Here is a 13,082-nt window from a genome sequence, read left to right on the forward strand (position 1 = left end):
TCCAGGGACGGAGTCCCTGGTGGGGTCTGGGGCGAAGCCCCAGCGGGGGTCTCGGGGGCGGAGCCCCTGAGTGGGGTCTGGGGCGAAGCCCCAGCAGGGTCCAGGGACGGAGTCCCTGGTGGGGTTCGGGGCGAAGCCCCGACGGGGTCTGGGGCGGAGCCCCAGCGGGGGTGCGGGGGGCGGAGCCCCCGGCCGGTTTAGCCTCGCCGATGCCCAGCCCCCGCCCCTAGTGGAGGTACCGAGACCCCCACCGGAGATGCCCCTCCCCCGGCCTACCCCCGCGCTTCCCCCATCAACCCCCGCAACTTCGCCAAACACCTCCCCCGCGTGGGCCCGATCGCCCCTCGCGGCATCCCCAGGGCCGTCGCGATCACCCCGTAGTCCGGCACGTCTCCCGCCGCGATCACCTGCACGAGCACGCGGCACCTCTCCGGCAACTTCCCGATCGCCTCCCGCAGTCTCCGCACGCGTTCTTCCCGATCCGGGTCCGCGATCTCGTCCGCACCGGGCTCGCTCATCGCCTCGTCCAGCACCGTCCCCAGAACATCCTCCGCCGGCCTCTCCCTCCCCGCCTCCCGCCGTTGCCTTCCCGCCTCCCGGCGCGCGACCGTGGTGAGCCAGGCCACGACCGCTTCGGGTGTGTGGATCGTGTGGAGTCGTCCGCAGAACCGCAGCCACGTGTCCTGTACGACGTCCTCGGCGGTGTGCCGGTCGACGCCCTGGGCCCGCGCGACGCGCCACAGGAGCGGGGTCAGGTCGGTTATCAGGGTGTCGAGGGCTTCCTTGTCGTGGTCGCGGGCGCGTTTGACCAGTTCGGCGCGCCGGGCCGCCGCGCCCTGCGGGTCCCCACCCGAGTTCGTCTCATCTGTCATGAATGCGGCCCCTCATCGCCGTGTTCCGGGCTTTCCGGGCGATAGCCGTCCACAAGAGACGATACTCGCCGTCCGCGCGTCGGCGAAACCCTCCACGTGTCCCTCACCTGCGCCCTTACGATGCTTCTCAGCCGATCTTGGGGGAGTCCGTGACCGCCGATACCGTCCGACTCGGACTGTCCACCGCCGAGGTCGCCGAACGCGTCGCCGACGGGCGCGTCAACACCGCGCCGGAGCGCCGGACCCGCAATGGGTGGCAGATCCTCGCCGGGAACCTCTTCACCTTCTTCAACGCGCTGATCGGTGTCCTCACGGTCGTCGCGCTGGTCTTCGGTGGACCGAAGCAGGCCTTGTTCGGCCTGGTCATCGTCTTCAACTCGGCGATCGGCACGATCCAGGAGTTGCGCGCGAAGGCCGCTCTCGACCGGCTCGCGATCGTCGGGCAGGCGCCGAGTCGCGTGATCCGGGATGGCGCCGAGACCCCGGTCGCGCCCGACGCGCTCGTCGTCGACGACCATGTCCTGCTCGGGCCGGGGGAGCAGATCCCGGTGGACGGGAAGGTCGCGCGGCCGGCGGGTCTGGAGGTCGACGAGTCGCTGCTGACGGGTGAGTCGGATCCGGTGGCCAAGGCCGAGGGCGACGAGGTCCTGTCGGGGAGTTTCGTCGCGTCGGGGGCGGGCGCCTTCGTCGTCGGCCGGATCGGCGCCGACGCCTACGCGGCCCGGCTGCTGGCCGAGGCGAGCCGTTTCTCGCTCGCCGATTCCAAGCTCATGGGCGGCATCAACCGTTTCCTGAAGATCATCACCGTCCTGATCGTGCCGGTGGCGGTCCTGCTGATCGTCAGTCAGGCCCGCAGCGGGCAGTCCCTGCGCGACAACATCGTCGGCACGGTCGCGGGGATCGTCCCGATGATCCCCGAGGGCCTGGTCCTGTTGACCTCGATCGCCTTCGTGGTGGGCGTGCTGCGCCTGGCCCGCCGCAGGTGCCTGGTGCAGGAGCTGCCGGCGATCGAAGGGCTGGCCCGGGTGGACGTGCTGTGCCTGGACAAGACCGGGACGCTCACCGAGCCGGGCATGTCCTTCGGGGAGATCGTCGACCTGGACGGGACCGTCGACGCCCGGCCGATCCTGGCCGCACTGGTCCGCGCCGACGAGAATCCGAACCCGACGATGCTCGCCGTCGCCGACGCGGTGCCCGTCGATCCGGGCTGGGAGGCGGAGTCGCAGGTCCCGTTCTCCTCGGCGCGCAAGTGGAGCGGCGCCGACTTCGGTGGCCACGGCGCCTACGCGTTCGGCGCGCCCGACGTGCTCCTCGCCGAGCTGCCCGAGCCGCTGGCTCGTGCGCAGGAGCTCGGCGCGGGCGGCAACCGCGTGCTCGCCCTCGTCGGCGCGGATGAGCTGACCTGCGACGACGGTCCGCGCCCGGTGGGGGTGCGGCCGCTGGCGCTGGTGGTCCTGGAGCAGCGTCTGCGCCCGCACGTCGGCCGGACGCTCGGCTACTTCAACGAGCAGGGCGTCACGCTGAAGATCATCTCCGGTGACAACGCGGTCTCGGTCGGCGCCGTCGCGCGGGCCGCGGGCGTTCCGCACGCCGAGCGGGTCGTCGACGCGCGGGAACTGCCCGAAGACCCCGAGGCCCTCGCCGAGGCCCTGGAGACCTACACCGTCTTCGGGCGGGTCACCCCGCAGCAGAAGCGCGCCTTCGTGACGGCCCTGCACCGGCGCGGCCACACCGTCGCGATGACCGGTGACGGGGTCAACGACGTCCTCGCCCTCAAGGAGGCCGACCTCGGTGTGGCGATGGGTTCGGGTTCGGCGGCCGCGCGGGGGGTCGCGAAGGTCGTGTTGCTCGACAACGACTTCGGGAGCCTGCCGCGCGTGGTCGCCGAAGGCCGCCGGGTCCTCGGCAACATCGAACGCGTTTCGGACCTGTTCCTCACCAAGACGATCTATTCGATCGCGCTGGCGCTGGCCGTCGGGCTGATCGGCGTTCCCTATCCTTTCGCGCCCATTCACGTGACCCTGATCGGCGCGCTGACCATCGGTGTCCCGTCATTCTTCCTGGCGCTGGCGCCCAACTCCGAGCGTTTCCGGCCCGGTTTCGTCGGGCGCGTGCTGCGCTTCGCCGTGCCCGCCGGGGTCATGGTCGCGCTGGCCACGTTCGGCGCGTATTGGCTCGCGCGCGACAACGAGTCCTCCGCCCTCCGCGAGGACAAGGCGACGGCGACGATCACCCTGTTCTGTGTGGCCCTCGCCGTCCTGGCGCTGACCGCGCGGCCGTACACGTGGTGGCGGGGCGGGCTCGTGATCGTCATGGGCGGGCTCTTCGTGCTGGTCTTGGCGGTGCCTTTCGCGCGCGACTTCTTCGAGCTCAGCTACGGCGATCCATACAACACCCTGGTCGGGCTGGGTCTTGCCGCGGCGGCGGTCCTCGTGCTGGTCGGAGTCACCTGGTGGAACACACGTACGGCGGTTAAACCACCCATGAAACAGTGAATAGTCTTCTGGTCGCATACTTATGCACTCCTCGGAAGAGTCCGCGGGTCCTTCCGCCCCGGCCGCGCCGAGTCGTCGCCCCGGCACTCCGCGTTCACCTTGCGGGCCTCTCCGGGCGGCGTTCGGCCCCGGCGGGCGGGGCCGAATATTTACCCGTAAACCGGGCATAGTGTTTACTCCCTCTCCACCTTGTCTCTGAACAGTGCGCGTGCGCCAATAGTGAGCCGGAATTCTTTGCCATTCCGGGTTCACGATTCCTTAACCCAGCGAAACCCGCCCGCGGCCGCTGAGCGGGAGTTAGTAAGTCGGTTTTCTAAATCAAAGCCGGGCCCGGCAAGATCCACAGGGGCCAAGTTTCCGTTGCGGATCTACCTGCTGCATGGCATAGTCCGTGGGGAAGTTGCTCCGGGGAAGTCGATCATCGGGGGATGATGACTGATGAACAGTTCACGGACGAACACGGTCCAAGGCGACTTGAAAGAACGGGGATACGCCCTTACTGCGGGAGCGGATCTGGAAATCGAACCGGCCGTGCGCGATTACGAAAAGGCACTGGCCGATGAATGGAACAACCTCGAACCCGACAACTACTTAAAAGGCGGCGCCCGATTCCGGGAGCGTCGCTACGGCCGCTTCCGTTACGTGCCGGCCACCGACGAGGTCAACCTGCTGGCGCACCGGCCCTACTTCCAGTCCGAAGAGGCCAACTCCTACGCCGGCGGCATCGCGCGGGTCGTGGAGCCCCTCACCCGCCAGTCGGTGGAGAACCCGCTCCTCAACGAACTCATCCGCTTCAACTTCAGGCACTTCCCGGTGGCCGCCGACGACGAGCGTCGCGCGCAGCCCTGGGAGGTCGCCTGCCACCAGTTCCGCATCATTTCCTCCGCGGGCCAGGTCGGCGAGCCGACCCCCGAGGGGATCCACCGCGACGAGATCGACTACGGCGCCATTCACCTGATGTCGAAGTCGAACACCCAAGGCGGCCTGTCGCGCGTGTACGACAACGACTCGAAACCGATCGCGGAATTCTGTCTGGAAGACCCCATGGACACGATGTTCTGGGCCGACCAGCTCGTCCTGCACTCGGTTACCCCTATCTTCGCGGTGGACGATCGGCATTCCGCGGTCCGCGACATTCTCATTCTCGGATACACCTGCACTCCGGGGCTGTCGCCGACCGACTGACATTCCACCGCGGCGCGAACGCTACTTTGAGATTGGTGGATCATGTCTACTGCGACCGCACCCAAAACCTCGGCCCTGACACCGACGGTGATCTTCTGCCTCATTTCGGTCTACATCGTATGGGGCTCTACTTATCTGGCCATCGATTACACGCTCGAAACGATGCCGCCACTGGTGATGACCGGAATGCGATTCCTCGCGGCCGGTCTGATCCTGGTGACCTTCCTGCTGTTCCGCGGCCACACCCTGCCCACCGGCAGGCAGTGGCTGAACTGCGCCCTCATCGGCGGCCTCATGCAGGGCGGCTGTGTCGGCGGCATCGCCATCGCGCAGCAGAGCATCTCCAGTGGACTCGCGTCCGTCGGCATCGCGACGGTGCCGGTGTGGGTCGTGCTGATGATCGGCCTGTACACCCGCAAGTGGCCGAACAAGCTGGAGATCCTCGGCATCTCCTTCGGCATGATCGGCGTGATCCTGCTGGAGATCCAGGGCGGCGTGAGCGGGGCCTCGAAGGGCGCGATCATCATCGTGGTCGCGGCCATCAGCTGGTCGCTGGGCTCGGTGCTCAGCCAGCACCTGAAGCTCCCGAAGGGCCCCATGGCCTACGCCGGGGAGATGCTCGCCGGCGGCACGCTGGTGACCATCGCCGGGTTCGCGCGCGGCGAGAGGTTCCACGGGATGCCCGACACGGCCGCGTGGCTCGGCTGGGGCTACCTCGTGCTCGCCGGTTCGCTGCTGGCCTACAGCGCCTACATGTACCTGCTCAGCAACGTCCGGCCTTCGCTGGCGACCAGCTACACGCTGGTCACGCCGGGCGTCGCGGTCGTCCTGGGCGCGTGGCTGCTGTCGGAGGACATCGATGTCTACACCGTCCTGGCGGTGCTGACCGTGCTGGTCGCCATCTGGTTCATCTTCAAGGGCAAGGAAGCCAAGTCCACAACAGCGAACGGGGAGGAAGTTCGTGATTCGTGAGAAAGTGCTGTTCATAGGGGACACATCGCATTGGAGCCGGCTGGCGGCGGACTTCGTCGGCACCAATTTCGAAGAGGTCGACGCGATCTTCTGGAACTACGGCGAACCCAAGCCGCGCATCCACGAAGACTGGGAGGGCGACCGGATCTTCTGCTTCAAGGCGGACCTGATCCTCCATCCCGCCCTGCTCGCCAGGGCGCGCAAGAGCGCCATCAACTTCCATCCGTCGACCCCGGACTTCCGGGGCGTCGGCGGCTACTACTACGTGCTGATGGAAGGCGCCCGGGAGTTCGGCGCGACCTGCCATCACATGGTCCGCAAGATCGACGCCGGATCCATCATCCGCGTCGACCGCTTCCGGATCATGCCCGGCGAGACCCCGGCCGAACTCGGCAGCCGGACCGCCGCGCACTGCCTGGTGCTGTTCTACGACATCGTCAGCCTCATCCGGGAAGGCGCGGAACTCCCCGTCGCCGACGAGAAGTGGGGCGAGAAGCTCTACACCCGGGCCATGCTGCACGAGCTCCAGTGGGAGAACGAGGTGGCGGCCGCGCACCGTTCCCGGCTCGCGCTGATGGCCGACGCGGGGGCGCGCTGATGCGGATCGTGCTGGCCTACTCCGGTGGCCTCGACACCTCTCTCGCGCTCGCCTGGCTGCAACGGCACTACGACGCCGAGGTCATCGCCTTCTGCGCCGACCTCGGCCAGACCGAGGACCTCGACGAGGTCGCCGCGCGCGCCGAACGCAACGGCGCCGCCAAGGTCCACGTCGAGGATCTCCGGCAGGAGTTCCTCACCGACTACGCCTTCGCCGCGCTGAAGGCCGACGCGGTCTTCGAGGGCCGGTACTTCATGGCGGCCTCGCTGAGCAGGCCGCTGATCGCCAAGCGGCTCGTCGAGATCGCCCACGCCGAAGGCGCCGAGGCGGTCGCGCACGGCGCCACCGGCAAGGGCAACGACCAGGTCCGCTTCTACGCCGGGATCACCGCGCTCGACCCGGCCCTGCGGATCATCTCGCCGGTCCTCGAATGGGACCTGCACACGCGGGCCGCGCAGATCGCCTTCGCCGCCGAGAACGACGTCTCCCTGCCGGCCTTCAAGACCAGCCCCTACAGCCGCGACACGAACCTCTGGGGCACGAGCGTGGAGTGCGGCCCGCTCGACGACATCACGATCGCGCCGCCCGAGGAGGTCTACTCGGTGACGGTCCCGCCCGAGGCGGCGCCGAACAAGCCCGCGATCGTCCGGATCACCTTCGAGCAAGGCGTTCCGACGCACATCGACGACGAGCCGCTCGACCCGGTGACGCTGGTGGAGCGGCTCAACGCGCTCGCCGGACGGCACGGGGTCGGCCGGATCGACATCCTGGAGAACCGGCTCGTCGGCTTCAAGGTCCGCGGCGTGTACGAGAGTCCGGCCGCGACGGTCCTCTACGAGGCCCACCGGGAGCTGGAGAACATGGTCTGCGAGCGCGACCTGTTCCAGTACAAGGCGATCGTGTCGCACAAGTACGCCGAACTGATCTACGACGCGAAGTGGTTCAGCGCGCTGCGGTCCACTTTGGACGCGTTCTTCGCCGACATCCAGCGGCGGGTCTCCGGGACGGTCTCGGTGCGGCTGTACAAGGGATCGGCGACCGTGCTGACCCGTTCCTCGCCGCATTCCCTCTACCACCACGACTACGCCTCCTACGAGGCCGAGAACGAGTTCGACCAGCGCGCGGGGGAGGGGTTCTCCTACATCTGGTCCATGCAGGCGAGGGTGTCCAGCCTGCGCGCGGGCGCCTGAGCGGACGATCCGACACACCACGAGCTCACCGAGGAGTCACCTTGACCCGCCGCGGTTCCGTTCGCGTGCCCACCGCCCGCCGGTTCCTGATGTGCCGGCCCGTCCATTTCGACGTCACCTACTCCATCAATCCCTGGATGCGTCCCGAGGTCGCCACCGACGCCGGTCTGGCGGTCAAGCAGTGGACCCAGCTGCGCGACCTCTACGTGGAGCTCGGGCACACGGTCGTCGAGATCGAGCCCTTGCCCGGGCTTCCCGACATGGTCTTCGCCGCCAACGGTGCGACCGTCGTCGGCGGCCGCGTCCTGGGTGCCAGGTTCCGGTACCCAGAACGCGGTCCCGAGGGGCCGGCGTACCTGTCCTGGTTCCGCGCCAACGGTTACACCGACGTCCGCGAGCCGGAGTTCGTCAACGAGGGCGAGGGCGATCTCCTCGTCGCCGGCGAACGGATCCTCGCCGGGACGGGGTTTCGCACCGACTCGCGGTCGCACCGGGAGGCCGAGGACTTCTTCGGCGTCCCGGTGGTGGGTCTGACCCTCGTCGACGCTTCCTACTACCACCTCGACACGGCGCTGGCCGTGCTGTCCGAGGACGAGATCATGTACTACCCCGAGGCGTTCTCCGCCGAGAGCCGGGCGCTGCTGCGGGAGCTGTACCCCGACGCCATCACGGCCACGGCGAACGACGCGGCGGCCTTCGGGCTGAACGCGGTGTCCGACGGCAGGCACGTCGTCCTGCCCGAGGCCGCCGCACATCTGGTCGACGCGCTGCTGGACCGCGGTTTCGACCCGATCTGCGTCGACCTCTCGGAGCTGCTCAAATCCGGGGGCAGCGCCAAGTGCTGCACCCTCGAACTGCGGCCGGGCTAGGTCAGCCCGCCGCGATCACCTCGATCTCGACGAGCCAGTCGCTCACCAGCGTCTCGGCGACGATGGCGGTGGTCGGCACCGGACGCCCTTTCAGGGCGGCCATCCGGGCCTCGGCGTTCTCCTTGGCGTAAGACGCGTCGCGGAGATAGCTGGTGATCCGGACGATGTCGTCCACCGTCATCTCCGCCGAGGCGAGGATGGCGCGGATGTTCGACCAGATCAGGTCGAGCTGTTCGGCGAGCGTGGCGCCGGGGACGCCGTCGGCGTCGAGTCCCATGGTTCCCGCGACGAACAGCAGACGCTTCGCCTCGCGGACCTCCAGCGCGTGCACATAGTCGTCGGTGGCCGGGTAGACGCCATCAGTGGGGGAGTGGGTCACGGTGCGCAAAGGCTTCCTGCCTGTCCGGGAGTTCGGGACCTTCGGCGGCGCGGTTCGGTTGCTGCTCGTGCAGCAGTTCACGGTCAACGCTGCCTTTTACATGCTTATGCCTTATTTGGCAGCATATCTCAGTGGTGATCTCGGCCTGACGGCGTGGGCGATCGGCCTCATCCTCGGCGTCCGCAACCTCAGCCAGCAGGGCATGTTCGTGGTCGGCGGGCTGCTCGCCGACAGGTTCGGCTACAAGCGGCTGATCGTCGCCGGGTGCGTGCTGCGGACCGCCGGCTTCGCCGCGCTCGGGTTCGTCGACTCCCTGCCGGTGCTGATCGCCGCGTCGGCGGTGACCGGCTTCGCGGGCGCACTCTTCGGTCCGGCGGTGCGAGCCTACGTCGTGCGGGAAGTCGGGGACCGCCGCGTCGAGGCCTTCGCGCTCTTCGGGCTCTTCTTCCAGCTGGGCATGTTCGTCGGGCCGCTGATCGGCCTGGTACTGCTCGCCTTCGACTTCCGCGTGGTCTGCACCGTCGCGGCGGTGATCTTCGCCGGTCTCGCCGTCCTGCAGCTCTTCGCGTTGCCCGGCAAGGGAACCGGGGCCGCGCCGACGGCCGCCGAACGGCCCCTCGCCGAGTGGCGGCGGGTGGTCGCGAACCGGCCGTTCCTGCTGTTCTCCACGGCCATGATCGGCGCGCACGTGCTGATGTTCCAGGTCTACCTGGCCCTGCCGCTCCAGGCGCAGCGGGCTGTGCCGGGCAGCGGTGACAGCGTGACGACCACCCTGTTCGTGGCCTCGGCGGCGGTCGCCGCGGTCGGGCAGCTGCGCGTCACCGCGTGGGCGCGGGCCCGCTGGCCACCGAGACGCGCCATCGTCTGCGGGGTCACGCTGATGAGCGCGTCGTTCCTGCCGCTGCTCGCCGGTGTCACGGCCGCGCCGGACGCCGGGCTCGTCGCGCGCGTCGCCGCCTGGGCGCCGCTCGTGCTGTCGACGGCCGTCCTCGCCCTCGGCACGGTCATGGTGACGCCGTTCGAGCTCGACACCGTCGCCCGCCTGTCCGACGGGGTCCTCCCGGCCACCTACCAGGGATTGCACCAGACCCTGTCCGGGCTCGGTGTGACGCTCGGAAACCTCGTCGTCGGTGCGTTGTGGGAGGCCTCGGCGGCACTTCCGTGGTTGCCCTGGCTCGGACTGACAGTGGTCGGCGCGTGCAGCGCGCTCGCCGTGGCGGCACTGTCGAGTGTGGACCAGCCGGTCGCCCGGTGACGGCCGCGGCCGTCACCGGGCGGACTCCCTAGTTCTTGAGCGCCACCGAGACGGCGTCGGCGAGGCTCGTGGTGGGGCGGCCGATCAGGCCCGACAGCACGGTGTCCGACGCGTGCAGGTCGCCCTTGGCGACGCCGACGTCGGAGTCGGCGAGCAGGTCGGCGTACTGCTCCGGGACGCCCGCGCCGGTGAGGGCGGCGAAGTACTCGGCCTGTGGGAGGTCGCGGTAGGCGATCTCCTTCCCGCTCTGGCGGGAGACCTCGGCGGCCAGCTCGGTCATGGTGAAGCCGCGGTCACCGGCGAGTTCGTAGATCTTCGCGGGGGCGTCGGTGGTGAGGACGACGGCCGCGGCGGCGGCGTAGTCGGCGCGCGCGGCGGCCGAGACGAGGCCGTTCTCGGCGCTGCCCAGGAGGGCGCCGTGCGTGAGAGCGGGGGCGAGGTTCTCGGTGTAGTTCTCCAGGTACCAGCCGTTGCGCAGGAACACGTGCGGCAGGCCGGAGGCGGTGATGTACTCCTCGGTCGCCTTGTGCTCGACGGCGAGGCCGAGTCCGGTGGTGTCGGCGCGCAGGACGCTGGTGTAGACGAGCAGGCCGACGCCGGCGGCCTTGGCGGCGTCCACGGCGTTGCGGTGCTGTGCGAGACGCTCGCCCATCGCGTTGGACGAGATGAGCAGCACCTTCTCGGCACCGGCGAAGGCCGTGGCCAGGGTCTCGGGCCGCGTGTAGTCGGCCAGGCGGACCTCGACGCCCAGGTCTGCGGCCTTGTCGGGGTTCCGGACGGCGGCGACGATCCGGTCGGCCGGCACGCCCCGGTCGAGCAGCGCGGTGACGGCCAGGCGGCCGAGATGTCCGGTGGCGGCGGTGACGACGATCATGGGGGTGCTCCTCAGTTAGTGCCCAGCGTTCTGCCGGTACTTGCCTGAGGGTAGTACTTTCAAATAGTTAGTACAAGAGGAGAGTGAGTACCGTCGCATGGGTACGATCAAGGACATGAGCGCCGATCCGACCAGGGAACTCATCACCGACGTCTTCGACCGCAACTGCCCGTCCCGCCGCACGATGGAGACCGTGACGGGCAAGTGGGGGTCGCTGGCGCTGGTCGCGCTGCGCGAGGGGACCTTCCGTTTCAACGCGCTGCGACGGCGGGTCGACGGGGTCAGCGAGAAGATGCTGTCCCAGACGCTGCACGCACTCGAGCGCGACGGGCTGGTCCTGCGCGAAGCGCAGTCGACCATCCCGCCGCACGTCGAGTACAGCCTTACCCCGCTGGGCGCGCGGGTCGCCGATCAGTTGTTCGGGCTTGTCGACATCCTCGAAGGCAACTTCGGAGAGGTCCTCGAAGCGAGGGTCCGCTACGACGAGGCGCGTTCCGAAGGCTAGGGAGTGCCCCGGCGATCGATCGCGCCACCGATGATGCCACCGATGATCAGGTAAACGATCGCGGCCAGGCCGTAGTTCAGTAGGGCCTGGAGCTTGTAGTCGTCGAGGGTGAAGATGTCCTTGAACAGGTAGGCCAGGAAATCGGCCATCTGCTTGACCAGATGCACCAGCGGGTTGCCGGTGTTCGCCTCAAGCATGACGAACGCGATGTGCAGAACGAGGATGAACGCGATCAGGCCGAAGATCGCCGATACGGCTCGGGCGGCGACCGAACCGTCGCGATACCGGTAGCGGTAGAGGGCCATGGCAGTTCCTTCCGGGGTGGCGGCGGCCATCCGGCGTGTTCCGGACGGGTACGCCGCATTCATGCACCGGTGCATACCCGCTTGCCCCGGACGTCACACCTTTCTCATCGTCCACAATGGCCACCCTCGACGACGGTCGTGACGGTTGACACTGCGCTCGATCCTCCCTAGCCTGCTGTGACATCTGTTACCCACCGGTAAGTAGGGAGTTTCGGTGCCATTACCCAGATTCGGCCGCGCCGCCCTCGTCGTCGCCGCCGCGCTGGCCGCGACCCTGCTCGCCCAGCAACCCGCCAACGCCGCCGTCGACACGGGTAAGTACGTGGCCCTCGGCGACTCCTTCACCGCCGGACCGCTCATCCCGCACCAGACCCTCGACGTGCCCGGATGTCTTCGCTCCGACCACAACTACGCCGCGATCCTCGCCGAGACCATCGACGCCGGTGAGTTCACCGACGCCAGCTGCTCGGGTGCGACGACCAAGGACATGTTCGCTCCACAAGGGACCTTCTGGGGGACCAACGCGCCCCAGCTCGACGCCGTCACCCCCGACACCACGCTCGTGACGATCGGGATCAGCGGCAACGACGTCGGCTTCATGGACGTTCTGCTCACCTGCCTGTCGAAAGGGCTCGTCGACCCCTTCGGCCATCCCTGCGAGAAGAGCTACACCGACAACGGCTACGACGAACTCCGCGCCCGCATCGCCGACGTGGCGACGGATGTCACCGCCGTGGTGACCGCCGTGCACGATCGCGCTCCCGGTGCCGAGGTCGTGCTCGTCGGATACCCCGCCCTGCTGCCCGAGAAGGACGGCTGCTGGTGGAAGGCCACCATCGCCAAGGGCGACGTTCCCTACCTCGACGGTGTCAACGACGAGCTCAACGACATGCTCGCCCGCGTCGCCGGTGACCACGACGCCCGCTTCGTCGACGTCTACGACCGCGGCCACAGCATCTGCGCCTCCCGAGGCGACCGCTGGGTCGAGGCCGTCATCCCGACACAGCCCGCAGCCCCCGTCCACCCCAACGCCGCGGGAATGCGAGCCGTCGCCGCCCGGCTCGCCGACGCGCTCGCCTGATCCCCGGCCACAACGACGGGCCGCCTCGATCCCGGGCGGCCCGTCTGTACGGGGTGACGGCGGGGTTGTTCCGGCTGCCGCTGCCGCTGCCGTCGCGGACGACGCCGCCGCCGACACCGACACCGACAAGTAGGTGGCTCTCGGGTGCTCCTCCAGCGCCGCTGGGCCGCTTGTTCCGCAGCAGATTCCCACCCTGCGCCCTGTCATCGCCGCCACGTGGGCCGCGACCCGGTGCCTGGCCACCCCGCCATCGCCGGCGGGCCGCCTATCGCGCGCTAGATCCTCGACGTCGTTGCCGCCGCGTTGGCCGCGACCCTGCTAGCCCTCCCCGCCTCGGTCTGCCGCCTGTGCGGGCAGGTGCGTGGCTCTCGGCGATCGCTTCGCCGCCGGACGGCTCATCTGGCACCAGCCCTTCGCTGCCGGACCGCGGGTCGTGACCTGCTCGCCCGGCGTCCCGCCATCGCCGCCGGGCCGCTCATCCCGCGCTAGATCCTCGACGTTG

14 protein-coding genes are annotated in these 13,082 nt (G+C 68.9%); 9 read left to right on the plus strand and 5 right to left on the minus strand.

Annotation, left to right across the window (positions count from 1 at the left end):
- Nucleotides 1–272: 272 nt before the first annotated feature.
- Entirely contained in the window at nt 273–872 is a 600-nt protein-coding gene (locus HNR73_RS34180; RefSeq protein WP_184792173.1) for an RNA polymerase sigma factor, read from the minus strand.
- A 149-nt stretch (nt 873–1,021) separates the two neighbouring features.
- Here HNR73_RS34180 and HNR73_RS34185 point away from each other — a divergent pair, with 149 nt between their 5' ends.
- The 6 genes from HNR73_RS34185 to ddaH all read left to right on the plus strand — a co-directional run bounded on the left by HNR73_RS34185 (nt 1,022) and on the right by ddaH (nt 8,181).
- Nucleotides 1,022–3,367 carry an HAD-IC family P-type ATPase gene (locus HNR73_RS34185; RefSeq protein ID WP_239122040.1) on the plus strand — a complete coding sequence of 782 codons (2,346 nt, stop codon included), beginning with the start codon at nt 1,022–1,024 and terminating at the stop codon, nt 3,365–3,367.
- 438 nt (nt 3,368–3,805) lie between these two features.
- Nucleotides 3,806–4,552 (plus strand): 2OG-Fe dioxygenase family protein, encoded by a 747-nt coding sequence (locus tag HNR73_RS34190; protein ID WP_184792177.1) that lies wholly within the window; start codon nt 3,806–3,808, stop codon nt 4,550–4,552.
- Nucleotides 4,553–4,594: 42 nt separating this feature from the next.
- The gene (yedA, locus tag HNR73_RS34195; RefSeq protein ID WP_184792179.1) at nt 4,595–5,524 is read left to right on the plus strand and encodes a drug/metabolite exporter YedA; all 930 of its coding nucleotides are present in this window, start codon (nt 4,595–4,597) and stop codon (nt 5,522–5,524) included.
- On the plus strand, nt 5,514–6,122 hold the full coding sequence (locus HNR73_RS34200) for a formyltransferase family protein (RefSeq protein WP_184792181.1): 609 nt from the start codon (nt 5,514–5,516) through the stop codon (nt 6,120–6,122). The genes yedA and HNR73_RS34200 overlap by 11 nt, the downstream gene beginning before the upstream one ends.
- Nucleotides 6,122–7,312, plus strand: coding sequence for an argininosuccinate synthase (locus HNR73_RS34205; protein ID WP_184792183.1), 1,191 nt, complete (start codon nt 6,122–6,124; stop codon nt 7,310–7,312). Before HNR73_RS34200 ends, HNR73_RS34205 begins: the two co-directional genes overlap by 1 nt.
- A 41-nt stretch (nt 7,313–7,353) precedes the next feature.
- Nucleotides 7,354–8,181 carry a dimethylargininase gene (ddaH, locus tag HNR73_RS34210; protein WP_373316592.1) on the plus strand — a complete coding sequence of 276 codons (828 nt, stop codon included), beginning with the start codon at nt 7,354–7,356 and terminating at the stop codon, nt 8,179–8,181.
- A 1-nt stretch (nt 8,182) separates the two neighbouring features.
- On the opposite strand, the gene HNR73_RS34215 is transcribed toward ddaH, so the two are convergent.
- Nucleotides 8,183–8,560 (minus strand): RidA family protein, encoded by a 378-nt coding sequence (locus tag HNR73_RS34215; protein WP_239122039.1) that lies wholly within the window; start codon nt 8,558–8,560, stop codon nt 8,183–8,185.
- A gap of 1 nt (nt 8,561) precedes the next feature.
- Between HNR73_RS34215 and HNR73_RS34220 the strand changes: the two genes are divergently transcribed.
- Nucleotides 8,562–9,815, plus strand: coding sequence for an MDR family MFS transporter (locus HNR73_RS34220; protein WP_203685995.1), 1,254 nt, complete (start codon nt 8,562–8,564; stop codon nt 9,813–9,815).
- A 28-nt stretch (nt 9,816–9,843) separates the two neighbouring features.
- Here the strand turns inward: HNR73_RS34220 and HNR73_RS34225 are convergent, their stop codons facing one another.
- The gene (locus HNR73_RS34225; RefSeq protein WP_184792185.1) at nt 9,844–10,689 is read right to left on the minus strand and encodes an SDR family oxidoreductase; all 846 of its coding nucleotides are present in this window, start codon (nt 10,687–10,689) and stop codon (nt 9,844–9,846) included.
- A 115-nt stretch (nt 10,690–10,804) separates the two neighbouring features.
- Between HNR73_RS34225 and HNR73_RS34230 the strand changes: the two genes are divergently transcribed.
- Complete coding sequence (locus tag HNR73_RS34230) at nt 10,805–11,194, plus strand: winged helix-turn-helix transcriptional regulator (protein WP_203685993.1); 390 nt, start codon at nt 10,805–10,807, stop codon at nt 11,192–11,194.
- On the opposite strand, the gene HNR73_RS34235 is transcribed toward HNR73_RS34230, so the two are convergent.
- Nucleotides 11,191–11,499 (minus strand): hypothetical protein, encoded by a 309-nt coding sequence (locus HNR73_RS34235; RefSeq protein WP_184792188.1) that lies wholly within the window; start codon nt 11,497–11,499, stop codon nt 11,191–11,193. The two genes, HNR73_RS34230 and HNR73_RS34235, sit on opposite strands and share 4 nt — an antisense overlap.
- 214 nt (nt 11,500–11,713) lie before the next feature.
- Between HNR73_RS34235 and HNR73_RS34240 the strand changes: the two genes are divergently transcribed.
- Entirely contained in the window at nt 11,714–12,580 is an 867-nt protein-coding gene (locus HNR73_RS34240; protein WP_184792190.1) for an SGNH/GDSL hydrolase family protein, read from the plus strand.
- A gap of 318 nt (nt 12,581–12,898) precedes the next feature.
- Here HNR73_RS34240 and HNR73_RS39275 read toward each other — a convergent pair.
- Nucleotides 12,899–13,082: hypothetical protein (locus HNR73_RS39275; RefSeq protein ID WP_221331274.1), on the minus strand; the 184-nt coding region annotated here is incomplete at its 5' end.

Origin of the sequence: Phytomonospora endophytica (assembly GCF_014202425.1) — a bacterium.
In the GTDB taxonomy this organism is placed as follows: Bacteria; Actinomycetota; Actinomycetes; order Mycobacteriales; family Micromonosporaceae; genus Phytomonospora; species Phytomonospora endophytica.